Source organism: Allobrachymonas wangyanguii, assembly GCF_045055315.1.
In the GTDB taxonomy this organism is placed as follows: domain Bacteria; phylum Pseudomonadota; class Gammaproteobacteria; order Burkholderiales; family Burkholderiaceae_C; genus Brachymonas; species Brachymonas wangyanguii.
Window position 1 is genome coordinate 111,193 of the sequence record NZ_CP173677.1, and the last position, 21,107, is coordinate 132,299.

Annotated in this window: 21 protein-coding genes; 13 read left to right on the forward strand and 8 right to left on the reverse strand. The window is 63.9% G+C overall.

Going from position 1 to position 21,107, the window contains the following annotated elements; genetic code table 11:
* Positions 1 to 96: 96 nt before the first annotated feature.
* From ACI3EV_RS00475 to ACI3EV_RS00485, 3 genes are read left to right on the forward strand one after another with little or no spacing between them, the layout of a single operon-like run.
* A complete protein-coding gene (locus ACI3EV_RS00475; protein ID WP_329771804.1) occupies positions 97 to 867 on the forward strand; it encodes an AAA family ATPase in 771 nt (256 codons plus the stop codon).
* Between the two features lie 9 nt (positions 868 to 876).
* A complete protein-coding gene (locus ACI3EV_RS00480) occupies positions 877 to 1,407 on the forward strand; it encodes an alpha/beta fold hydrolase (RefSeq protein ID WP_329771803.1) in 531 nt (176 codons plus the stop codon).
* 11 nt (positions 1,408 to 1,418) lie between these two features.
* A complete protein-coding gene (locus ACI3EV_RS00485) occupies positions 1,419 to 2,360 on the forward strand; it encodes a ParB/RepB/Spo0J family partition protein (RefSeq protein WP_329771801.1) in 942 nt (313 codons plus the stop codon).
* 70 nt (positions 2,361 to 2,430) lie between these two features.
* Here the strand turns inward: ACI3EV_RS00485 and ACI3EV_RS00490 are convergent, their stop codons facing one another.
* A complete protein-coding gene (locus ACI3EV_RS00490; RefSeq protein WP_337692119.1) occupies positions 2,431 to 3,720 on the reverse strand; it encodes a solute carrier family 23 protein in 1,290 nt (429 codons plus the stop codon).
* 104 nt (positions 3,721 to 3,824) lie between these two features.
* Positions 3,825 to 4,250, reverse strand: a complete 426-nt coding sequence (locus ACI3EV_RS00495; RefSeq protein ID WP_329771797.1) for a universal stress protein — start codon at positions 4,248 to 4,250, stop codon at positions 3,825 to 3,827.
* 112 nt (positions 4,251 to 4,362) lie between these two features.
* Here ACI3EV_RS00495 and ACI3EV_RS00500 point away from each other — a divergent pair, with 112 nt between their 5' ends.
* Together ACI3EV_RS00500 and metH are read left to right on the forward strand one after the other, a co-directional pair.
* Positions 4,363 to 5,409, forward strand: coding sequence for a homocysteine S-methyltransferase family protein (locus ACI3EV_RS00500; protein ID WP_329771796.1), 1,047 nt, complete (start codon positions 4,363 to 4,365; stop codon positions 5,407 to 5,409).
* 44 nt (positions 5,410 to 5,453) lie between these two features.
* A complete protein-coding gene (metH, locus tag ACI3EV_RS00505; RefSeq protein ID WP_329771795.1) occupies positions 5,454 to 8,207 on the forward strand; it encodes a methionine synthase in 2,754 nt (917 codons plus the stop codon).
* A 9-nt stretch (positions 8,208 to 8,216) separates the two neighbouring features.
* On the opposite strand, the gene ACI3EV_RS00510 is transcribed toward metH, so the two are convergent.
* From ACI3EV_RS00510 to ACI3EV_RS00525, 4 genes are all read right to left on the reverse strand, one after another.
* Positions 8,217 to 8,576 carry a BLUF domain-containing protein gene (locus ACI3EV_RS00510; RefSeq protein WP_405198001.1) on the reverse strand — a complete coding sequence of 120 codons (360 nt, stop codon included), beginning with the start codon at positions 8,574 to 8,576 and terminating at the stop codon, positions 8,217 to 8,219.
* Positions 8,577 to 8,662: 86 nt separating this feature from the next.
* Positions 8,663 to 10,195: a YifB family Mg chelatase-like AAA ATPase gene (locus tag ACI3EV_RS00515; RefSeq protein ID WP_329771792.1), complete on the reverse strand. Its 1,533-nt coding sequence runs from the start codon at positions 10,193 to 10,195 to the stop codon at positions 8,663 to 8,665.
* 139 nt (positions 10,196 to 10,334) lie between these two features.
* A complete protein-coding gene (locus ACI3EV_RS00520) occupies positions 10,335 to 10,553 on the reverse strand; it encodes a CsbD family protein (RefSeq protein WP_329771834.1) in 219 nt (72 codons plus the stop codon).
* Between the two features lie 155 nt (positions 10,554 to 10,708).
* Positions 10,709 to 11,416 carry a dienelactone hydrolase family protein gene (locus tag ACI3EV_RS00525; protein WP_329771791.1) on the reverse strand — a complete coding sequence of 236 codons (708 nt, stop codon included), beginning with the start codon at positions 11,414 to 11,416 and terminating at the stop codon, positions 10,709 to 10,711.
* A gap of 286 nt (positions 11,417 to 11,702) precedes the next feature.
* On the opposite strand from ACI3EV_RS00525, the gene ACI3EV_RS00530 reads away from it, so the two are divergent.
* Genes ACI3EV_RS00530 through ACI3EV_RS00540 form a run of 3 tightly spaced genes read left to right on the forward strand, consistent with a single transcriptional unit; the run spans position 11,703 to position 14,207 of the window.
* Positions 11,703 to 12,461, forward strand: coding sequence for a TorF family putative porin (locus ACI3EV_RS00530; protein ID WP_329771790.1), 759 nt, complete (start codon positions 11,703 to 11,705; stop codon positions 12,459 to 12,461).
* 57 nt (positions 12,462 to 12,518) lie between these two features.
* Positions 12,519 to 12,857, forward strand: coding sequence for a P-II family nitrogen regulator (gene glnK / locus ACI3EV_RS00535; protein WP_329771788.1), 339 nt, complete (start codon positions 12,519 to 12,521; stop codon positions 12,855 to 12,857).
* Positions 12,858 to 12,884: 27 nt separating this feature from the next.
* Entirely contained in the window at positions 12,885 to 14,207 is a 1,323-nt protein-coding gene (locus ACI3EV_RS00540) for an ammonium transporter (RefSeq protein ID WP_337692118.1), read from the forward strand.
* 199 nt (positions 14,208 to 14,406) lie between these two features.
* Here ACI3EV_RS00540 and ACI3EV_RS00545 read toward each other — a convergent pair whose 3' ends face one another.
* Together ACI3EV_RS00545 and hemB are read right to left on the reverse strand one after the other, a co-directional pair.
* Positions 14,407 to 15,534, reverse strand: coding sequence for a magnesium transporter CorA family protein (locus ACI3EV_RS00545; RefSeq protein WP_337692117.1), 1,128 nt, complete (start codon positions 15,532 to 15,534; stop codon positions 14,407 to 14,409).
* A 16-nt stretch (positions 15,535 to 15,550) separates the two neighbouring features.
* Complete coding sequence (gene hemB / locus ACI3EV_RS00550; protein ID WP_405198051.1) at positions 15,551 to 16,579, reverse strand: porphobilinogen synthase; 1,029 nt, start codon at positions 16,577 to 16,579, stop codon at positions 15,551 to 15,553.
* A gap of 367 nt (positions 16,580 to 16,946) precedes the next feature.
* Between hemB and ACI3EV_RS00555 the strand changes: the two genes are divergently transcribed.
* From ACI3EV_RS00555 to ACI3EV_RS00575, 5 genes are read left to right on the forward strand one after another with little or no spacing between them, the layout of a single operon-like run.
* The gene (locus tag ACI3EV_RS00555; protein WP_329771784.1) at positions 16,947 to 17,384 is read left to right on the forward strand and encodes a CopD family protein; all 438 of its coding nucleotides are present in this window, start codon (positions 16,947 to 16,949) and stop codon (positions 17,382 to 17,384) included.
* 32 nt (positions 17,385 to 17,416) lie between these two features.
* A complete protein-coding gene (locus ACI3EV_RS00560) occupies positions 17,417 to 18,559 on the forward strand; it encodes a VanZ family protein (protein ID WP_337692116.1) in 1,143 nt (380 codons plus the stop codon).
* Positions 18,560 to 18,617: 58 nt separating this feature from the next.
* The gene (locus ACI3EV_RS00565) at positions 18,618 to 18,995 is read left to right on the forward strand and encodes a (2Fe-2S) ferredoxin domain-containing protein (protein WP_329771781.1); all 378 of its coding nucleotides are present in this window, start codon (positions 18,618 to 18,620) and stop codon (positions 18,993 to 18,995) included.
* 1 nt (position 18,996) lies between these two features.
* Entirely contained in the window at positions 18,997 to 19,647 is a 651-nt protein-coding gene (locus ACI3EV_RS00570; protein WP_337692115.1) for a serine aminopeptidase domain-containing protein, read from the forward strand.
* A 49-nt stretch (positions 19,648 to 19,696) separates the two neighbouring features.
* The gene (locus ACI3EV_RS00575; RefSeq protein ID WP_329771779.1) at positions 19,697 to 20,974 is read left to right on the forward strand and encodes a D-alanyl-D-alanine carboxypeptidase family protein; all 1,278 of its coding nucleotides are present in this window, start codon (positions 19,697 to 19,699) and stop codon (positions 20,972 to 20,974) included.
* Positions 20,975 to 21,107: the final 133 nt, after the last annotated feature.

Here is a 21,107-nt window from a genome sequence, read left to right on the forward strand (position 1 = left end):
CAGCGAAGCGTACCAGCATGACGCAGCTTTCATCGGGCTGCGGCAGCTGACCCGTACAATCCCCTCATCCCAGCATTCAAAGGAAGAGCATTCCCCATGGCCCGCATATTCTGTATTGCCAACCAGAAAGGTGGAGTAGGCAAGACCACCACGACCGTCAACCTGGCGGCTGGACTGGCACGACTGGGTCAGCGGGTACTGCTGATTGACCTGGACCCGCAGGGCAATGCCACCATGGGGTCGAACGTGGACAAGCGCCAGCTCGAACACAGCGTGTACGACGTGCTGCTGGAAGACTGCAAGGTGGCTGATGCCGTGGTCAGTCCGGAGCAGGTCGGCTACGATGTACTGGGTGCCAACCGTGAACTGGCAGGTGCCGAAGTGGAACTGGTGACGCAGGACCGCCGTGAAAAGCGCCTGAAACTGGCGCTGTCCAAGGTCAAGAAGAACTACGATTTCATCTTGATCGACTGCCCGCCGGCGCTGTCGCTGCTGACACTGAACGGCCTGTGCTGTGCCCATGGCGTGATCGTGCCGATGCAGTGCGAATACTTTGCGCTCGAAGGCCTGACCGACCTGGTCAACACGATCCGCCAGGTACACGCCAACCTGAATCCGGAGCTCAAGGTGATCGGCCTGTTGCGCGTGATGTACGATCCGCGCATCACGCTGCAGCAGCAGGTCAGCGAACAGCTCAAGGAACACTTTGGCGACAAGGTGTTCGAGACCGTGATCCCGCGCAACGTGCGTCTGGCCGAAGCGCCCAGCTATGGCCTGCCTGGCGTCGTGTTCGATGCCTCGGCCAAGGGCAGCAAGGCCTTTGTCGAGTTTGCCCGGGAGATGGTGCAGCGCGTGCAGAATGACTGAGGCAGTGGCATGCGCGTCCTGACACTCCCCGGTTGGCATGGCAGTGGCCCGGAGCACTGGCAGACGCTGTGGGAACAGCAGTCTGGTTACCAGCGCGTGCAGCAGCATGACTGGGAACAGCCGCTGCGTGGCGACTGGATGATGCAGCTGGAAGAACAGCTGCTGCAGTCGGAACAGCCTGCGGTGCTGGTGGCGCACAGCCTGGGATGCTGGCTGGTGGCGGCCTGGGCCGGCCATTCGCAGCACACGGCGCGCGTCAAGGCGGCGCTGCTGGTGGCACCGCCGGATCTGCAGCAACAGCCGCTACCGCAGCTGCACAGCTGGAAAGGCACCGATACCCGGGCCTTGCCTTTTCCCAGCCTGCTGCTGGCCAGCCGCGATGATCCCTTCTGCACGCTGGAGCGTTCACGCGATCTGGCGCGGCAATGGGGCAGCCAATGGCAGGATGTCGGGGCGCTGGGGCATGTGAATGCCGACAGTGGATTGGGAGATTGGCCGCAGGGCCAGCTGCTGCTGCGCCAACTGCTGGCAGCAGCCTGAAGGAACAAGAAATGGCAACGACGAAACGCAACAAGGGTCTGGGACGTGGTCTGGAGGCACTGCTGGGCCCCAAGGTCAGTGGCAAGGCCGGTATCGACCTGACCACCGATGACAGCACGACGGTGCTGGCCGATGGCCAGCCCGGTACCCTGCCGCTGACACAGCTGGTGCCCGGCGTCTACCAGCCGCGCACGCACATGGACGAAGGCGCGCTCTACGAGCTGGCCGAAAGCATCAAGTCGCAAGGTGTCATGCAGCCGATTCTGGTGCGCCCGCTGATTGGTGGCGACAATGCCGGCAAGTACGAGATCATCGCTGGCGAGCGGCGTTTCCGCGCCGCCGGCCTGGCTGGCCTGGACAGCGTGCCGGTGCTGGTACGCGAGGTGGCCGACGAAGCGGCTGCCGTGATGGCGCTGATCGAGAACATGCAGCGCGAGGACCTGAACCCGCTGGAAGAAGCCCAGGGCCTGCAGCGCCTGGTGCGCGAGTTTGGCCTGACGCACGAGCAGGCGGCGCAGGCCGTGGGTCGCAGCCGCAGCGCCGCCAGCAACCTGCTGCGCCTGCTGCAGCTGGCCGATCCGGTACAGACCATGCTGATGGCCGGCGACCTGGACATGGGCCATGCACGTGCCTTGTTGAGTCTGGACAAGGCGCACCAGATCACGGCGGCGCAGCAGATTGCCAACAAGAAGCTGTCGGTGCGCGAGGCCGAGAAGCTGGTGAAGAAGCTGGGCGAGGAATTCGAGCTCAAGCCGCAGCGTGTGCGCCGTGAAAAATCCGGTGATGTGCGTAGCGTGGAAGAAGAGCTGTCGGACCTGCTGGCGGCCGAGGTCGAAGTACGCGTGAAAAAGCGCGTCAAGCGCAACGGCCGTATCGAGGAGGTTGGCGAGCTGGCGATCCACTTCGGCTCGCTGGAAGCGCTGAACGGCCTGATCGACCGTTTGCGCGGCTGATCCGCCGGAACAGGAAAAAAGAGGCTGCCGATGCAAATCGGCAGCCTCTTGCATTGGGGGGTGACGCCCCTCAGTTGCGGCGCAGTCGCAGCAGCTGGTGCAGCAAGATCGCGCCAAAGGTGGCGGTGCCGATGCCGCCGAGCCTGAAGTCGCCAAAGGCCAGCGTGAAGTCGCCGGTGCCCAGCACCAGCGTGATGGCGGCCACCATCAGGTTGCTGGTATTGCCGAAATCGACCTGGTTGCGCACCCAGATATTGGCGCCGGAGACGGCAATCAGGCCGAACACCACGATGCTGACGCCGCCCATCACCGGCAGCGGAATCGCCTGGATCACGGCACCGAACTTGGGACTGAAGCCGAGCAGCAGTGCGATCAGCGCAGCCGCCACGAACACCGCAGTGGAGTAGATGCGGGTCGCCGCCATCACGCCGATGTTCTCGGCATAGGTGGTGACGCCGGTGCCACCAGCCGAGCCGCTGACCATGGTGGCAATGCCATCGCCGATAAAGGCGCGGCCCATGTAGCCGTCCACATTGCGCCCGGACATGGCGCTCACCGCCTTGATATGGCCCAGGTTTTCTGCCACCAGGATGAACACCACCGGCACGATCAGCAGGATCGCCCGGCTGTCAAACACCGGCGCGGTGAACTGCGGCAGGCCGAACCAGGGCGCGGCGACGATGCCGGAAAAATCCATCGGCTTGCCCATGCCCAGGCCGTTGGTCAGGATCACGTAGACCACGGTGGCGACCAGCAGGCCGAACAGGATCAGCAGGCGCTGCAGCATGCCGCGCGTCAGCACGGCGACCAGCGCCACGCAGATGAAGGTGACGGCCTGCATCCAGCTGTCAAAGTTGCTGGCAGCCATGTTCTTCACCGGAATCGCGGCCAGGTTCAGGCCGATCACCGCCACCACGGCACCGGTGACGACTGGCGGCATCAGGCTCTCGATCCAGCGCGTGCCGATCAGTTGCACCAGCAGGCCGATCAGCATGTAGACCAGGCCGCAGACGATGATGCCACCCAGCGCCACCGCCAGGTTCAGGTTGGGCCCGCTGCCACCATAGCCGGTGGCAGCCACCACCACGCCGATAAAGGCAAAGCTGCTGCCCAGATAGCTCGGCACCTTGCCGCCGGTAAACAGGAAGAAGATGAGCGTGCCGATGCCGCTCATGAAGATCGCCAGGTTCGGGTCGAAACCCATCAGGATGGGGGCCAGCACGGTCGAGCCAAACATGGCGATCACGTGCTGGATGCCCATCAGCCCGGTCTGCGGCCAGGGCAGGCGTTCATCGGGGGCAATGCTGCCACCCTGACGCAGCACCTCACTGCTGCGTTCTGTCCATTGAAAAAGTCCCATGGGAATGTCCTTGTGCTGAGATGTTGCACATGGTAACTTTTCCGGCTGCTGCCGTGGTGCCTGGCCCGTACGGGCGTGCAGATTTTTTTGGTGCGGTTGGGGAATCAGCGCACCAGCAGTACCGGCACCTCGCACTCGGCCAGCACGCGCGTGGCGACCGAGCCCATCAGCAGGTTGCCTAAAGCGCCCTGGCCGTGCGAACCCATGATCACCATGCCGAATTTTTCTTCCCTGGCAATCTCGGCAATCGTGCTGCCCGGATCGCCGACCCGGCTCAGCACGTGCGGACGGATGTCGTGGCGCGCCAGGTAGGTCAGCACCGGCTCCAGCACCTTGTCGGTTTCCTCGGCCTGGTACTGCAGCAGTTGTTCCTTGCTCAGGGCGTTGCGCACGCGTGCCGGCAGGGCTGGCAGCACGGTCAGCAGCGTGTGGCTCTGGTTGTGCGTGGCGAACATGTCGCGGTTCTGGACCAGATAGACCAGCATCTTCTTGGTATAGGTGCTGCCATCGACAGCCAGCAGGATCTTCATGGCGACTCCTTGAACAGGGGGAAGCAAGACGTCCGCGCAGGACCTGTTTTCAGTGTAGGAGATAAATGACCGCTTGCAAGCCCGCACATGCCCGGCAGCTTACAATTCGGGCATGAATCTGCCCCGCTATACCCGTGCCCAAGCCCTGCCCGATATCCTGCGCCAGCGCATCGTCATCCTGGATGGAGCGATGGGCACCATGGTGCAGCGTTTCAAGCTGACCGAGGAACAGTACCGTGGCGAGCGCTTCAAGGATTTCCCGCGTGACGTCAAGGGCAACAACGAACTGCTCAGCCTGACGCAGCCGGACATCATCCGCCAGATCCACGAAGGCTATCTGGCCGCCGGTGCCGACATCATCGAGACCAACACCTTTGGTGCCACCAGCATCGCCCAGGACGACTACGGCATGGGTGAGCTGGCCTACGAGATGAACCTGGAATCGGCCAAGCTGGCACGTGCTGCCTGCGACAAGTACAGCACACCGGACAAGCCACGCTATGTGGCGGGTGCCCTAGGCCCCACGCCCAAGACCGCCAGCATCAGCCCGGACGTGAACGATCCGGCAGCACGCAATGTCACCTTCGAGTCGCTGCGGGCCTCCTACTACGAGCAGGTCAAGGGCCTGGTCGATGGTGGTGCCGACGTGCTGCTGGTCGAGACGATCTTCGACACGCTCAACGCCAAGGCGGCGCTGTTCGCCATCGAGGAGTTCTTCGACGATTCCGGCGAACGCCTGCCGATCATGATCAGCGGTACCGTGACCGACGCCTCCGGCCGCGTGCTGAGCGGCCAGACTGTGACCGCCTTCTGGTACAGCGTGCGCCATGTGCAGCCGCTGTCCATCGGCCTGAACTGCGCGCTGGGTGCGGCGCTGATGCGTCCCTACATCCAGGAGCTGAACCAGATTGCCGGCGATACCTTCATCAGCTGCTACCCCAACGCCGGCCTGCCCAATCCGATGAGCGAGACCGGCTTTGACGAGACGCCGGAAGTCACCAGCCGCCTGGTGCATGAATTTGCGGCCGAAGGCCTGGTCAACATCGTCGGCGGCTGCTGCGGCACCACGCCGGACCACATCGCCGCGATCGGCGAGAAAGTGCAGCCGCTGCGTCCGCGCGGCGTGATGCTGGCGCGTTTTGCCAGCGATGCTGCCTGACCTTCCGCCGTCCTCCTGCCGCCTGTATGCCTGAAAGTTTCGCCATGTCTGCCTCCGATTTGCCCACCGCCAACCCGTCTGCCCCGCTGCCGCCGATGCGCCTGTCCGGCCTCGAGCCGCTGTCGGTCGATGCCAGCAGCCTGTTCATCAACGTCGGTGAACGCACCAACGTGACCGGCTCCAAGGCCTTCGCGCGCATGATCCTGAACGACCAGTACGAGGAAGCGCTGGCCGTGGCACGCCAGCAGGTCGAGAACGGCGCGCAGGTGATCGACATCAACATGGACGAGGCGATGCTGGACAGCGAGGCCGCCATGGTGCGCTTCCTGAACCTGATCGCCAGCGAGCCCGATATCGCACGCGTGCCGATCATGGTGGACAGCTCCAAGTGGTCGGTGATCGAGGCTGGCTTGCGCTGCATCCAGGGCAAGCCGATTGTCAACTCGATTAGCATGAAGGAAGGCGTGGACGAGTTCAAGCGCCAGGCCAGGCTGATCAAGCGCTATGGCGCGGCCGCCGTGGTGATGGCGTTTGACGAGAAGGGCCAGGCCGATACCTTCGAGCGCAAGACCGAGATCTGCGAACGTGCCTACCGCGTGCTGGTCGACGAGGTCGGCTTCCCGCCCGAGGACATCATTTTCGACCCGAACATCTTCGCGATTGCCACCGGCATCGAGGAGCACAGCAACTATGCGGTGGACTTCATCAACGCGGTGCGCTGGATCAAGCAGAGCCTGCCCGGTGCCAAGGTCAGCGGTGGTGTCTCCAACGTGAGCTTCAGCTTCCGCGGCAACGAGCCGGTGCGCGAGGCAATCCACACCGTGTTCCTGTACCACGCGATCCAGGCTGGCATGGACATGGGCATCGTCAACGCCGGCATGGTGGGTGTCTATGACGAGCTTGATGCCGAACTGCGTGAGCGCGTCGAGGACGTGGTACTGAACCGCCGCCCCGATGCCGCCGAACGCCTGCTGGAAATCGCCGAGCGTGCCAAGGGCGCGGCCAAGGACGACAGCAAGAAGCTGGAATGGCGCAATCTGCCGGTCAAGCAGCGCCTGAGCCACGCGCTGGTGCACGGCATCACCGATTTCATCGTCGAGGATACCGAGGAAACCTGGCAGCTGATCCAGGCCGACGGTGGCCGTCCGCTGCACGTGATCGAGGGTCCGCTGATGGACGGCATGAACGTGGTCGGCGACCTGTTCGGTGCCGGCAAGATGTTCCTGCCGCAGGTGGTGAAATCGGCGCGCGTGATGAAGCAGGCGGTGGCGCACCTGGTGCCCTATATCGAGGAAGAAAAGCGCCAGCAGGAAGCCGCCGGCATGGACGTGAAGTCGCGCGGCAAGATCGTCATGGCCACGGTCAAGGGCGACGTGCACGACATTGGCAAGAACATCGTCACCGTGGTGCTCCAGTGCAACAACTTTGACGTGGTCAACATGGGCGTGATGGTGCCCTGCCACGAGATCCTGGCCAAGGCCAAGGAAGAAGGCGCCGATATCGTCGGTGTCAGCGGCCTGATCACGCCGAGCCTGGAAGAGATGCAGTACGTGGCTGGCGAGATGCAGAAGGACGACTACTTCCGCACGCGTGGCATTCCGCTGCTGATCGGCGGCGCCACCACCAGCCGCGTGCACACGGCGGTCAAGATTGCGCCCAAGTACGAAGGCCCGGTGGTCTATGTGCCCGATGCCTCGCGCAGCGTGGGCGTGGCGCAGAACCTGCTGGGCGAATCGCTGGACAGCTACCTGGAGGAGGTGCGCACCGACTACGAGCGCGTGCGCCAGTTGCACGCCGGCAAGAAGCAGCAGCCGCTGTGGCCGCTGGCCCAGGCGCGTGCCAACAAGACGGCGATTGACTGGAACGGCTACCAGCCGCCGGTGCCCAAGTTCATCGGCCGCCGCGAATTCCGCAATTTCGATCTGGCCGAACTGGTGCGTTTCCTCGACTGGGGCCCGTTCTTCCAGACTTGGGATCTGGCCGGCAAGTTTCCCAACATCCTCGACGATGAGGTGGTGGGCGAGGAAGCGCGCAAGGTCTATGCCGATGCGCAGGCCATGCTCAAGCAGATCATCGAACAGAAATGGCTGACCGCGAATGGCGTGATGGGTTTCTGGCCGGCCAACACCGTGCGCGATGACGATATCGAGCTGTACGCCGACGAGCAGCGCGAGCAGGCCGTGCTGACCTGGTATGGCTTGCGCCAGCAGGCCGAGAAGCAGGCGGTGGACGGCGTGATGCGTCCGAGCCGCTGCCTGTCCGATTTCATCGCGCCGCAGGGCGTGGCGCCAGATTACATTGGCGCCTTTGCCGTGACCGCCGGTATCGGTGCCGAGAAGCAGGAAGCGGTATTTGCCGCCACCCATGACGACTACAGCAGCATCATGTTCAAGGCGCTGGCCGATCGCCTGGCCGAGGCCTTTGCCGAATGCCTGCACCAGCGCGTGCGTACCGACCTGTGGGGTTACGCTGCTGACGAGACGCTGGACAACGCCCAGCTGATCGCTGAAAAGTACGTCGGCATCCGCCCGGCACCGGGCTATCCGGCTTGCCCGGACCACCGCGTCAAGCGCCCGCTGTTCGAGTTGCTGCGCGCCGAGGACATCGGTATGGGCCTGACCGACAGCTATGCCATGACGCCGGCTTCCAGCGTCAGCGGCTTCTACTTCAGCCACCCGGACAGCACCTACTTCAACGTTGGCAAGATCAACGAGGAACAGGTGCAGGACATGGCCGCACGCAGCGGCGCACCGCTGGCAGAGGTCGAGCGCGCGCTGTCGCCCAACCTGGGCCTGTAAGGCGCTGCCTTACAGCAGATCGCAGTCGGCGATGTCCTCTGCGAACTGCTGCAGCGCCTGCTCGGCGTTGGCCTGCTTCAGCCGGTTGTGGATGCTGCCATCTTCGCGATAGACATAGCCCATGCGCCAGTCGGCAAAGCGGCGCAGGCCTTGCAGTGGCGCATCGACCAGCACTTCGACCTGCTGGTGTCGTGCATCGCCCCGGATGTTGTCCATCAGCTGGTGGATGGCTTCGGGCGGGCCTTCGATATATTGGATGAAGTGTTCGCCGTCAAACAGCAGCACGCCGGTGATCTGGAAGTCCTGGTTGGCCTTGCGGGCCACTTTCAGGATGTCGGGAACGCACAGGGCCGATTCGTCTGGGGCCATGTCGCTGATGTAGAGAATGCAATGTATGGGGCAGGGTCTGGTATGGGTCGTGTAAAGCCCTGATTTTGCCCGACATTCGCGCCCCGTCAATGCTGGTGCAGCAATCCGCGCCGCAATTGCATGGCCTCGGCCAGATGCGGAATCGAGATGCTGTCACTTTCGGCCAGGTCGGCAATCGTGCGCGCCACGCGCAGGGTGCGATGCGTGCTGCGCGCACTCCAGCCGAGTTGGCGTGCCGCCTTCTGCAGAAAGCCGCTGGCGGCGCCATCGAGCTGCGCACTGGCTTCCAGTGCCAGCCCCTCCAGCAACTGGTTCGGGCTGCCCTGACGCTGCAGGGCGCGCTCGCGTGCTGCCACCACGCGTTGCTGCACGGTGGCACTGTTCTCTCCGGCGCTGGCGGTCAGCAGCTCTTCGGGTGGCAAGGCCTGCACTTCCAGTTGCAGGTCGATCCGGTCCAGCAAGGGGCCGCTAAGTTTGCCCTGGTAACGCCGTACCTGGTCTGGCGTACAGCGGCAGGGCCGGATGCGGCTGCCCAGATAGCCGCAGGGGCAGGGATTCATCGCGGCGATCAGCTGGAAGTGCGCCGGAAACACCGCTTGCCGGCCGGCGCGCGAGATATGGATTTTTCCGGTCTCCAATGGCTCGCGCAAGGCCTCCAGTGCGGGGCGTGGAAATTCGGGGATCTCGTCGAGAAATAGTGTGCCGTGGCAAGCGAGCGAGATCTCGCCAGGGCGTGGGGGTGAGCCACCACCGACCAATGCCACCGCACTGGAAGTGTGGTGCGGCGAGCGCATCGGCCGCTGCCCCCACTGCTCTGGCGTGAAGTGTCCGGCCAGGCTGGCCACGGCCGCGGCAGCCAGCGCCTGTTGCGGCTGCATCGGTGGCAGCAGGCCGGCAAAGCGCTGTGCCAGCATGGACTTGCCCGATCCTGGCGGGCCCAGCAGCAGCATCGAATGCTGGCCGGCGGCGGCAATCTCCAATGCCCGGCGCGCTGCGGCCTGGCCTTTCACATCGGCCAGATCCGGATAGCGCGGCGTGGACTGGCGTGCCGGATCCGGCTGCATGCGGTACCAGCCTTCAGGCAGTTCCTGTTGTGATCCAGCGGGCGCAAAGGCCTGCACCACATCACCCAGCGTGCGGGCGCCATAGACCTGCAGGCCGGGCACCAGCGCGGCCTCGCAGGCGCTGTCGTGCGGCAGGACCAGCGCGGCGGAATCGCCCTGCTGGCAATGCGCGGCCGCCATGGCGAGCGCGCCGCGTACCGGCTTCAGCTCGCCGGACAGCGACAGCTCACCGGCAAACACATGATCCGCCAGCCGACTCGCATCGACCTGGTCGCTGGCCGCCAGAATCCCCATGGCGATCGGCAGGTCGAAGCGGCCGGAATCCTTGGGCAGGTCGGCCGGAGCCAGATTGACCGTGATGCGCCGGTTGTGCGGAAAGTCCAGTCCGGCATTCTGGATCGCGCAACGCACGCGTTCACGCGCTTCCTTGACCTCGGTATCGGCTAGCCCGACCAGGGTGAAACTGGGCAGGCCGGGTGCCAGATGCACCTCGACCATGACCGGTGGCGCTTCCAGCCCGAGCAGGGCACGACTGGGGACAAAGGCGAGGGACATGGCGATAATATGAATACTAAATAACTATATCATGCCATGATTGTTGCCAAGCTGATCTGCGCCAGGCAAGAAAAAACCGCCCTGCTAGCAGCAGGACGGTTGTCATGCAGACGGCAGCGGGTACCGTCGTCAGCAGGACTTAGTCGTGGAAACGGGCGTCAGGGTGACGCGCTTCCCAGTCGGCCAGCTGCTTTTCAGCTTCGTCGCGGGCAATGCCGGCGCGCTCCTGGATCTTGCCGACCAGCTGCTGGCGCTTGCCGTCGATCACGTCCAGATCGTCGTCGGTGAGCTTGCCCCACTGTTCCTTGATCTTGCCCTTGAATTGCTTCCAGTTGCCTTCGATGGTGTCCTTGTTGATGGCGGTCATTGCTTTATCTCCATTCAATAGGGATGTCAGTGCATCCGGGTGAAAGGACTGCTGCGGTGACGTCTGTCATCTGCAGCAGCACTGGGTTCAGTGTAGAAAAGCCCTGACTTCCGGCGGGTGGGACAAGCTTGCAAGCAGACGTAGGATCAGGCCTTCAGGGCCGACAGCGCCTGCAGCGTGCGCTCCATGGCGATGGCGTCGGCTGCGGCATCATAGTGGTTGCCGTTTGGGCGCGCGAAGGCGTGTTGCACGCCCGGGTACTCGAACACCTGCACGTTGTCGTGCTGGGCGGCAGCAGCCTTGATCTGCTCCTGCGCTTCGGCCGGGCAGTATTCGTCCTGGCCGGCAAAGTGCAGCACCAGCTGGCCCTTGATGTTGACCATCTCGTCCAGCCTGGCTTCGATGCCGGTACCGTAATAGCCCACCGACACGTCGGCATCGGTGCGGCAGGCCGCCAGATACGCCATCTTGCCGCCCAGGCAGTAGCCCACCACGCCGGCCTTGGGGTAGTCATTGCAGGCCTCCAGGCTGGTGCGCGCCGTCATCAGCACGGTGCCAATGTCCTGTGCGCCCACATTCTGGTCAAAGTTGTTGAAGAAGCCGAAGGCCTTCTCCCAGCCTTCCGGCGAATAGTCCAGCTCCACGCCCGGCTCCAGCCGCCAGAACAGGTCCGGCACGATGGCCACATAGCCTTCCTCGGCATAGCGGTCGGCCACCTGGCGCATGGTCTCGTTCACGCCAAAGATTTCCTGGCAGATGACCAGGGCCGGGCCCTTGCCCGATGCAGGTTCGGCGACATAGGCGCTGAAAGTGCCGGTGCCGTCGGTGGACTGGATCTCGATGGTGTAGCTCATGCTGTCTCCTTCATGGTTCTTGGTAAGGACCCGCCACCAGGCACATGGCAGGTTGTCCCGATCGATTATGACGGGGGAAACTTGCCGACAACATGACAGCTTCCCGCTGCCATGTGTCAGAGTGTGTCGGGAAAAGCACCAAACCCGGGCGAAACGCACCAATGCAGTGCATGTTTCGTGTGCCTCTTGCTGCATCGCGGCAAAAAACGCCTGCTTACAGACTTGGCACATATCTTGCTTGATATCGCATGCAGTCATTCACTCATACGCGATCGGGAGGATCATCATGCGCACTATCCCTGCAATCCCTGCGGTTCTGGTCATCACACTGTTGTCCGGCCTGTCTGCCACCAGGGCCCTGGCCCAGGAGGCCGCACCGTCGGCTGGCGGCCTCAGTGCCAATATGGGTGCGGTCACACTGTATAAGTACCGTGGCCAGGACCAGTACATCAACCACAGCGGCGAAGAGAAGAAGCTGCGCCCGGCCCTGCAAGCCGGCTTGGACCATGACTTCGGCAACGGCTTTTACGTGGGCAACTGGAACTCCAGCGTGCGCTTGCCCAGTAGCAGCGGCACCGCCCATCTCGAAATGGACTTTTACGGTGGCTACCGTTTCGAGACCGGCCTGCTGGCCTGGGACGTAGGCGCGCTGCGCTACCAGTATCCCGGCTCCGGCGTGCTCAACACCACCGAGGTCTATGCCGGTGCCACCTATGGCCCGGCCACGCTCAAGTATTCGCATACCGTGTCCGACCGCTACTTCGGCTTGGAGGGTGGCAAGAACACCGGCTATCTCAACCTGGCTGTGAATTACCCGGTCAGCGAGGCCGTGGCGCTGCAGGCCAGTGTCGGTCACACCATGCTGGATGGCGGTGCGCGCCAGGCCAGCGGCCTGCCCGATTACACCGATTACAGCCTGGGCCTGGCCTGGACGGCTCAGCCCGGGCTGACCGTGACGGCAGCCGTGGCGGGTGCCAACCAGGACGATGCCTGGGGCTATGTGAACAAGCCCAAGGCCATTATTGGCATGAAATATGCTTTTTGATTCCTGTGCGACGCGCCATACGCGTCACCTGCAGACCCTCACCAGGAGTACCCGAACATGAAGCTCATCACCGTGATCATCAAACCCTTCAAGCTCGACGACGTGCGTGAAGCCCTGTCAGACATCGGTGTGCGCGGCGTCACCGTCACCGAAGTGAAAGGCTTTGGCCGTCAGAAAGGCCATACCGAGCTCTACCGCGGCGCCGAATATGTCGTCGATTTTCTGCCCAAGATCAAGCTCGAAGCTGCGGTGGACGATGCCATCGTCGAGCAGGTACTCGAGACCATCCAGGCCAGCGCCCGTACCGGCAAGATCGGTGACGGCAAGATTTTCGTCACTGAGCTGGAACAGGTCATCCGCATCCGTACCGGCGAGTCCGGCAGCATCGCCCTCTGAGGCCATCCCCCCAACAGGAGAATCTCCATGATGAAGTCCCTTCCCTCCCGGCTGGCCGCTGTCATGGCGCTGGCATTGACCAGTGCCAGCGCACTGGCCCAGACCCCGGCCGTCGAAGCTACCGTCAACAAGGGTGACGTGGCCTGGCTGCTCACCTCCACCCTACTCGTGATCATGATGAGCCTGCCCGGTATCGCGCTGTTCTACGGCGGCCTGGCGCGCAGCAAGAACATGCTGTCCGTGCTGATGCAGGTCTTTGCCGTGTTTTCCATGGTTGCCGTGCTGTGGGCCTTCTACGGCTACAGCCTCGCCTTCAGCGGTGGTGGTGCCATCTACGGCGATTTCGGCAAGCTGTTCCTGAGCGGTGTCGGTGTGGACGCCCTGGGTGATACCTTCAGTGCCGATGCCAAGATCCCGGAACTGGCCTTTGTCGCCTTCCAGTGTTCGTTCGCCGCCATCAGCTGCGCCATCATCGTCGGCTCGCTAGCCGAGCGCATGCGCTTTGCCGCGCTGATGACCTTCATCGGCCTGTGGTTCACGCTCAGCTACTTGCCGATCGCGCACATGGTCTGGTCCGGCAACGGCTACCTGTTCGGCAAGGGCGCACTGGATTTTGCCGGTGGTACCGTGGTGCACATCAACGCCGGTGTTGCCGGCCTGGTGGCAGCCTATGTGCTGGGCAAGCGTATCGGCTATGGCCGTGAGGCGCTGATGCCGCACAGCCTGACGCTGACCATGGTCGGTGCCGCGCTGCTGTGGGTCGGCTGGTTCGGCTTCAACGGTGGTTCTGCACTCGAAGCCAACGGCACGGCTGCGCTGGCCTTCGTCAACACGCTGATGGCGACTGCCGCAGCCGTACTGTCCTGGCTGCTGACCGAAGCCGTGCTGGGCCGCAAGCCTTCCATGCTGGGTGCGGCTTCCGGTGCCATTTCCGGTCTGGTGGTGATCACCCCGGCGGCCGGTACGGTCGGCGTGATGGGTGGCATCGCCATGGGTCTGCTAGTGTCCCCGATCTGTTTCTGGGGCGTGACCGGCCTGAAGCGCCTGCTCAAGGTCGATGATGCCTTCGATGCCTTTGGCATCCATGGGGTTGGCGGCATCGTTGGCGCCGTGCTGGTGGGCGTGTTCACTGCGCCGGCGTTGGGTGGCATGGGCGCGGCAGACTTTGACATGCTGCACCAGCTCTGGGTCCAGATCGAAGGCGTGCTGATCACCATCGTCTGGTCCGGCGTAGTCACGGTCGTGCTCTGCAAGCTGATCGGCATGACCATCGGCCTGCGCGTCAGTGAAGAGGACGAGCGCCAGGGGCTGGACATCAGCAGCCATGGCGAATCTGCCTACAGCCGTTGATCCAGCCGCCCATGAAAAATGCCGACAGCGCTAGCTGTCGGCATTCGGGTGTGCTGTTGCACTATTTTTTGGGCTGTGTCTCCTCGGCCTCTGTGCTGCTGCAGCGTGTGCATCAGCGTGTCCCGGAACTATAGCGAGATTGCCCTCGCAACCATCCTAGGTAAAACCCTGAAATGCTATTAATTACACCCGCCAGGCATCAATCGTCGCTACGCAGATAGTGCTTGCGCCAGAACCACAGGCTCAGCAGCACCGCAATCGACAGCATGCTGCCAATGGCAATCCAGAAGCCGATGCTGAGCTTGAGCAGCGGCATCTCCAGAAAGTTCATGCCGAAAATGCCGGCGATCAGGTTCAGCGGCAGGAAAATCGCGGTCAGCGTGGTCAGCACGCGCATGATGTCGTTGGTGCGATTGCCCTGTGCGCTGAAATGGATCTGCACTGCAGTTTCGGCCGATTGTTCCAGCCGGCGCACATGGTGCAGCACACGCTGGATATGCTCGATCACGTCGCGTCCGCGTGCAATCAGCAGGTCGTGGTGCGCTGTCAGTTCCTTGCCCGACAGGCCGGCCTGTGCAGCTGGCAGGTGCTCGGCCAGGCTGTCCAGCCATTCCTGCATCGCATCGTGCTGCTCCTCGCACAGGTCTTCCAGCGCATGCAGCTGGTTGCGCGCCGCCATCAGCGCATTCCAGTTGGCAAAGCCGGCATTGGTCTGCAACAGTTGCTGCTGCCAGCGTTCCAGCCGGTCGGCCAGCTGCTTGCGCAGGTCCAGGTAGCTGTCCACCATCTGGTTGATCATGCGCAGCACCAGGTCGCTCGGGTTCAGCGGCATGCGATTCCGCGCCGTGCTCACGTCCACGCCCAGTTGCACATCCGCCAGAAAGCGCTGCACGAACTGGCGTGCCGACTGGCAGCCGTCCGGATGCACGCTGATCAGCAACCGGTCGTAGACGACAAAACCCACCGCCAGCGAATGCAGTTGGCCCCAGACCAGTGGATCGGCCGTGCCGTGGCTGGGCAGCTGTCCCTGTGCCGCCAGTTCGGAGGCAAACGGCAGCCGGCGGAACACGATCAGGTCATAGACCGAGGTGTAGTCGTAGCGCGAGGGATGCTCCTCGGTGGCCAGGTCCTGGCAGTGCAGGTCCAGCATCGGTGAGCCGCCCAGGCGGCTGGCGGCCTGTTGCAGCCAGGGCAGCGTGTCCGGCAGCTGCTCGCGTCCCAGGAAAATCCAGACAAAGCCCTGCTCCGGCGCTGTCGTGGGCAGCGCCTCCAGAAAACGCAGCGTGTTGCCGTGGAACTCGACCGCGGTAACGTGCGCAGGCACCATGGCAGGTCTCAGCGCATCAGGCCTGCTGGCGCAGCCATTCGGCCGCATCCAGCGCAAAATAGGTCAGGATGCCGTCGGCACCGGCGCGCTTGAACGCCAGCAGCGATTCCATCATCACCGCATCGTGATCGATCCAGCCGTTCTGAGCCGCCGCCTTGATCATGGCGTATTCGCCGCTCACCTGGTAGGCAAAGGTCGGCACGCGGAAGGTCTGCTTCACGCGGTAAAGCACGTCCAGATACGGCAGGCCGGGCTTGACCATCACCATGTCGGCACCCTCGGCGATGTCCATGGCGACTTCGCGCAGCGCCTCGTCGGAGTTGGCCGGATCCATCTGGTAGACCTTCTTGTTGCTCTTGCCAAGGTTGGCCGAAGAGCCCACGGCATCGCGGAACGGGCCGTAGAAACTGCTGGCGTACTTGGCGCTGTAGGCCATCAGGCGCGTGTTGATCAGGCCCTGGGCTTCGAAGGCCTGGCGGATCGCGCCAATGCGACCGTCCATCATGTCGCTCGGCGAGATGATGTCAGCGCCGGCCTGTGCATGCAGCACTGACTGCTGCGTCAGGATCTCGACCGTGCGGTCGTTCAGGATATAGCCGGTCTCGTCGATCACGCCGTCCTGGCCATGGCTGGTGTAGGGATCGAGCGCCACGTCCGTCATTACGCCCAGCTCGGGAAACTCGCGCTTCAGCGCCTGGATCGTGCGCGGGATCAGGCCGTCCGGGTTCAGCGCTTCGCTGCCGTCTTCGGTTTTCAGCGAGGCGTCAATCGCCGGGAACAGGTCGATAAAGGGCACACCCAGCTTCAGGCAGCGCTCGGCCACCGGCAGCAGCAGGTCGATGCTCAGGCGCTCCACGCCCGGCATGCTGGCTACCGGCTGGCGCAGGTTCGTGCCTTCGTGTACGAACACCGGGTAGATGAAGTCATGCGCCGTGACGCTGTGCTCGCGCACCAGGTTGCGCGTGGCAGTATCAAAACGCAGGCGGCGCGGACGGCCGGCGGGAAAAGAGGCGTAGGGAGTGGTCATGTCGCTCACAGGAATCATCAGGAACAGGCCCGGATCGGGCATGCGGACATTCTAGGACCTGAACCGCCACAGGCAAGCCAGCTGTCGGGTGCGGCATCCTGCAACAGCTTGCAAGTTGCATTTGCAGACGCAAATCCGGCGCCCCGGGCCAGCCGGCCCGTGCTAGATTGGTTCCCGGAGCTTTCGGGCTTCCCCGCCTTCCTCCCTGGGCGGGATTTCGCTGCCCCTGGTAGCGGAATGCACTTGCACCCCGGACATTGCTGCCGGGGTTTTTTTTCGGATCGGGCGCTGCCCGCAGCGGGCGCGCTATCATTTGGCGTTATCTGTTGCAGTGCAAGAAGGCCGCCATGGGGTAGTCCGTCGTGCTGCTGCCCAAGGAAGTCGCATGGGATATCTGTTGGCCAAGGCCTTTCACATCATCTTTATCGCCAGCTGGTTTGCCGGCCTGTTCTACCTGCCGCGCATCTTCGTCAACCTGGCCATGGTGCCGGCCGATTCCCATGCCGAACGTGATCGCCTGCTGCTGATGGCCGGCAAGCTGCTGCGTTTCACCCACATCCTGATGGTGGTGGCCGTGGCCTTCGGCCTCTGGCTCTGGCTGGGCTACGGCATCGGCCTGCGCGGCCCGGGCAACGGCTGGATGCACGCCAAGCTCACGCTGGTGGCACTGGTGCTGGCCTACCAGGTCAGCTGCGTGCGCATCCTCAAGAATTGGCAGGCCGGCATCAACCACCGCAGCCACGTCTGGTATCGCTGGTACAACGAGGCACCGATCGTGCTGATGCTGTTCATCGTGCTGCTGGTCGTCCTCAAGCCCTTCTGAACCCGACCCGTCACGCCACGGGATAGACACCCATGACACAGCGCCCCGCCAAGCCAGCTGCCACGCAGACCGCCAGGCCGGGCGGGAGCACGGCCTGGCCGCTGGCATTGCTGTGCCTGGCGCTGATCCTCTACCTGTCGCTCTATCCCTTTACCGGCTGGCGTGACAGCGGCCTGTCCTGTACCGCCTACCTGCTGGCATCGCCGCCGCGCTACTGGACCTGGTTCGACATCATCACCAACTACCTAGGCTATATCCCGTTCGGTTTCCTGCTGGCGCTGGCCATGCTGCGCAGCGACAGTCCAGAACTGCGCCGCTGGGGGCCGCTGCTGGCCGCGCTGGCTGGTGTCGCCATGTCCTTCACCATGGAGACCACCCAGTGCTGGCTGCCGCAGCGTACCAGCTCGAATCTGGATCTGGCGCTCAATAGCGCGGGTGCGCTCAGCGGCGGCCTGCTGGCCTGGCTGATCGAGAAGCTCGGCGTCTTTGGCCGCTGGCAGCGCTGGGCCAGCGAGGGGCTGGTGCCGGGCTACCAGGGCGAACTGGCACTGCTGCTGGTCTGGCCGCTGGCCTTGCTCTACCCGCTACCGGTACCTTTCGGTCTCGGCCAGATCCTGGAGCGACTGGAAAAACTGCTGGCCGAATGGCTGCAGGACACGCCGTTCCTCGACTGGCTGCCGATGCGCGCCATTGAGTTCCAGCCCATGTTGCCGGAAATCGAGTACGTGGTGATGGCGCTGGGCCTGCTGGCCGTCTGCCTGCTCGCCTTTGGCATCCTGCGTGGGCGCGCGGAGCGCCTGCTGGCCTTGCTGCTGCTGGCGCTGGCCGGCGTGCTGGCCACCGGTCTGGCGCTCAAGCTGTCCTTGCGTGCCGATGTCAGCTGGGCCTGGAACTGGCAGCCGCTGCAACTCAGCCTGGCGGCAGCCGTCGCCGCCGCCATCGCCTGCCTGTGGCTGCCGCCGCGCCTGTGCGCTGCGCTGGCGCTGCTGGTCTTGCTGGCACAGCTCTACCTGCTCAACCAGGCCGCCATACCGGTCTACCACGACTGGATGCTGTCCACCGCCATGCGTGCCGATTTCCGCCGCTTCTATGGCATGGCGCAGTGGCTGGGTTGGTGCTGGCCCTGGCTGGCCCTGCTGCTGCTGGCCCGACGCACGCTCAAGCCCCCGCGTTGAGTGCAGATCCGTGCCGCTGCCCCTGTGCAAGTGGCCGCAAGCACATACAATTCCCTGCATGACTACACCGCAAACGCCTTCCGCCGCACCGGCAGAATCCTCCCAGCCGGGCTCCTACTACCAGCGCCACATCTTCTTCTGTCTCAACCAGCGGGACAATGGAGAGGCCTGCTGCGCTGATCACAAGGCCGAGGAATCCTTCGCCTACTGCAAGCAGCGCGTCAAGGAACTGGGGCTGGCCGGTGCCGGCAAGGTGCGCGTCAACAAGGCCGGTTGTCTGGACCGCTGCGCTGGTGCCCCGGTTGCCGTCGTCTATCCCGAAGCTGTCTGGTACACCTTTGTCGACCAGAGCGATATCGACGAGATCGTGCAAAGCCATCTGCAGGATGGCCAGGTGGTCGAGCGCCTGCTGCTGCCGCCTACCGTAGGACGCTGAGATGAATGCCAAGACCGAAGCCCTGCAGCTGCAGGGTGCCGCCGGCCTGATCGAGGCCCTGCTGGATCGCCCCGCAGACGCCACGCCCAGGGGCACGGCCGTGATTTCCCACCCGCATCCGCTGTTCGGCGGCACCATGCAGAACAAGGTGGTGCAGACGCTGGCACGCGCCTTCGTGCTGGCTGGCTGGAATGCGGTGCGCTACAACTTCCGTGGTGTTGGCGCCAGCGCTGGCACGCATGACGATGGCCGCGGCGAACTCGACGACCTGCTGCAGGTGATCCAGCAGGTGGCACCGCAAGGCCCGCTGGCACTGGCCGGCTTTTCCTTTGGCGCCTTTGTCACGGCCAACGCCATGGCACGCCTGACTGCCGATGCGGCTGCGCGCCTGCCCGAGCAGCTGGTGCTGGTCGGTCCGGCCACCAGCCGGTTCCCAGTCGAGCCGGTCGCCGTCGACTGGCACGCCCGCACCCTGGTGGTGCACGGCGAGGAAGATGATGTCGTGCCGCTCGCCTCCGTCATGGACTGGGCGCGCCCGCAGTCACTTCCTGTCACCGTTGTTCCCGGCGTCGGCCACTTCTTTCATGGACAATTGCCCTTGCTGAGGCAGATCGTGTTGCGCCATCTGCAAGTCGTCCCTGTCCAGTCCTGAGTCCTTTCCTTCTGGCGCCCGTCATGTCATGGGCGCCACAGCCATTCCCATGTCCATGTCCCGATTCCGTTCCCTCCGCTGCCAGGCCGCCCTGATTGCAGCGGCCAGCCTGTTTGCCGCCAGCGGCACCGTCATCGCCCAGACCGCCCCGGCAGCTGCCACCGCCTCTGCTGCGGCCAGCCAGCCCGCCCTGCCAGCTTCTGCCGCTACCGCGGTGGGTGCCACCCAGGGCTTTCCGGTGCCACCCGAAATCGCCGCGCGCAGCTACATGCTGATCGATATCAGCGCCGGCAACCAGGTGCTGGCCGCCAAGGACATGGACGTACCGATGGAGCCGGCCTCGCTGACCAAGCTGATGACCGCTTACATCGTGTTCGACGCGCTGCGCAACAAGCAGATCACGCTCGACCAGACCTTTGGCGTCAGCCAGAAGGCCTGGAAGATGCCCGGTTCGCGCATGTTCATCGAGCCTAGCATGCAGGTCCGCGTGGAAGACCTGATCAAGGGCATGATCGTGCAGTCCGGCAACGATGCCACCATGGCCCTGGCCGAAGGCCTGGCCGGCAGCGAGGAAGCCTTTGTGCAGAAAATGAACGATGCGGCCCGCACGCTCGGCATGAACAACACCGGCTACCGCAACGCCGAGGGCCTCACGGCCGAAGGCCACACCACCACCGCGCGTGACATGGCGATCCTGTCCACGCGTCTGCTGAACGACTTTCCGGAATACGTGCACTACTACGCCATCAAGCAGTACAGCTATCCCGGCACGCCCGAATCCAACGCCAACAACCGCAACAGCCTGCTGTTCCGTGATCCCACCGTGGACGGCCTGAAGACCGGCCACACCAATGCGGCCGGCTACAACCTGATCGCCACCGCCAAGCGTGACTTCCCCAACATGCCCGAAGGCCGCCGCATCCTGGCCATCGTGTTCGGCACTGCCAGCGAAGCGGCCCGCGCCAACGAGACGCAGAAGCTGCTGAACTGGGGCTACACCGCCTTCGAGGGCATCCAGCTGTTCGGTGCCGAACAGGCGGCGGTGCAGGCGCGCATCTGGAAGGGCGAGCAGAGCGAAGTCGGACTTGGTCGTCACGAGGCGATTGCCGTTGCCGTACCGACTGGCCGCGCCGGCGAGCTGAGCACCCAGGTCGAACGCCCCGATCCGCTGCTGGCGCCAGTCGCCAAGGACCAGCAGGTCGGCACGCTGCAGGTGAAGCTGGGCGATCAGGTACTCGCCACGCGTCCGCTGCTGGCGCTGCAGGCGGTCAACGAAGCCGGCTTCTTCCGTCGCCTCTGGGACACCATCATGCTGTGGTTCAAGTAAGCCGCAGTGTTGTTTTCCAGCCAGAACGCCCCGCCAGCCGGGGCGTTCTGCTGTCTGCGCCAGACAAAAGGGCTTGCCAAGACAACAACATGCAGGCTAAACTGTCAGGCTCCGCGGAATATTGCCGGGGTCA

What these genes read in the sequence shown, in the direction of transcription:
- ACI3EV_RS00475 (WP_329771804.1), top strand. Translation starts at nt 97, where the DNA reads ATGGCCCGCATATTCTGTATTGCCAACCAGAAAGGTGGAGTAGGCAAG.
- ACI3EV_RS00480 (WP_329771803.1), top strand. Translation starts at nt 877, where the DNA reads ATGCGCGTCCTGACACTCCCCGGTTGGCATGGCAGTGGCCCGGAGCAC.
- ACI3EV_RS00485 (WP_329771801.1), top strand. Translation starts at nt 1,419, where the DNA reads ATGGCAACGACGAAACGCAACAAGGGTCTGGGACGTGGTCTGGAGGCA.
- ACI3EV_RS00490 (WP_337692119.1), bottom strand. Translation starts at nt 3,720, where the DNA reads ATGGGACTTTTTCAATGGACAGAACGCAGCAGTGAGGTGCTGCGTCAG.
- ACI3EV_RS00495 (WP_329771797.1), bottom strand. Translation starts at nt 4,250, where the DNA reads ATGAAGATCCTGCTGGCTGTCGATGGCAGCACCTATACCAAGAAGATG.
- ACI3EV_RS00500 (WP_329771796.1), top strand. Translation starts at nt 4,363, where the DNA reads ATGAATCTGCCCCGCTATACCCGTGCCCAAGCCCTGCCCGATATCCTG.
- metH (WP_329771795.1), top strand. Translation starts at nt 5,454, where the DNA reads ATGTCTGCCTCCGATTTGCCCACCGCCAACCCGTCTGCCCCGCTGCCG.
- ACI3EV_RS00510 (WP_405198001.1), bottom strand. Translation starts at nt 8,576, where the DNA reads ATGGCCCCAGACGAATCGGCCCTGTGCGTTCCCGACATCCTGAAAGTG.
- ACI3EV_RS00515 (WP_329771792.1), bottom strand. Translation starts at nt 10,195, where the DNA reads ATGTCCCTCGCCTTTGTCCCCAGTCGTGCCCTGCTCGGGCTGGAAGCG.
- ACI3EV_RS00525 (WP_329771791.1), bottom strand. Translation starts at nt 11,416, where the DNA reads ATGAGCTACACCATCGAGATCCAGTCCACCGACGGCACCGGCACTTTC.
- ACI3EV_RS00530 (WP_329771790.1), top strand. Translation starts at nt 11,703, where the DNA reads ATGCGCACTATCCCTGCAATCCCTGCGGTTCTGGTCATCACACTGTTG.
- glnK (WP_329771788.1), top strand. Translation starts at nt 12,519, where the DNA reads ATGAAGCTCATCACCGTGATCATCAAACCCTTCAAGCTCGACGACGTG.
- ACI3EV_RS00540 (WP_337692118.1), top strand. Translation starts at nt 12,885, where the DNA reads ATGATGAAGTCCCTTCCCTCCCGGCTGGCCGCTGTCATGGCGCTGGCA.
- ACI3EV_RS00545 (WP_337692117.1), bottom strand. Translation starts at nt 15,534, where the DNA reads ATGGTGCCTGCGCACGTTACCGCGGTCGAGTTCCACGGCAACACGCTG.
- hemB (WP_405198051.1), bottom strand. Translation starts at nt 16,579, where the DNA reads ATGATTCCTGTGAGCGACATGACCACTCCCTACGCCTCTTTTCCCGCC.
- ACI3EV_RS00555 (WP_329771784.1), top strand. Translation starts at nt 16,947, where the DNA reads ATGGGATATCTGTTGGCCAAGGCCTTTCACATCATCTTTATCGCCAGC.
- ACI3EV_RS00560 (WP_337692116.1), top strand. Translation starts at nt 17,417, where the DNA reads ATGACACAGCGCCCCGCCAAGCCAGCTGCCACGCAGACCGCCAGGCCG.
- ACI3EV_RS00565 (WP_329771781.1), top strand. Translation starts at nt 18,618, where the DNA reads ATGACTACACCGCAAACGCCTTCCGCCGCACCGGCAGAATCCTCCCAG.
- ACI3EV_RS00570 (WP_337692115.1), top strand. Translation starts at nt 18,997, where the DNA reads ATGAATGCCAAGACCGAAGCCCTGCAGCTGCAGGGTGCCGCCGGCCTG.
- ACI3EV_RS00575 (WP_329771779.1), top strand. Translation starts at nt 19,697, where the DNA reads ATGTCCATGTCCCGATTCCGTTCCCTCCGCTGCCAGGCCGCCCTGATT.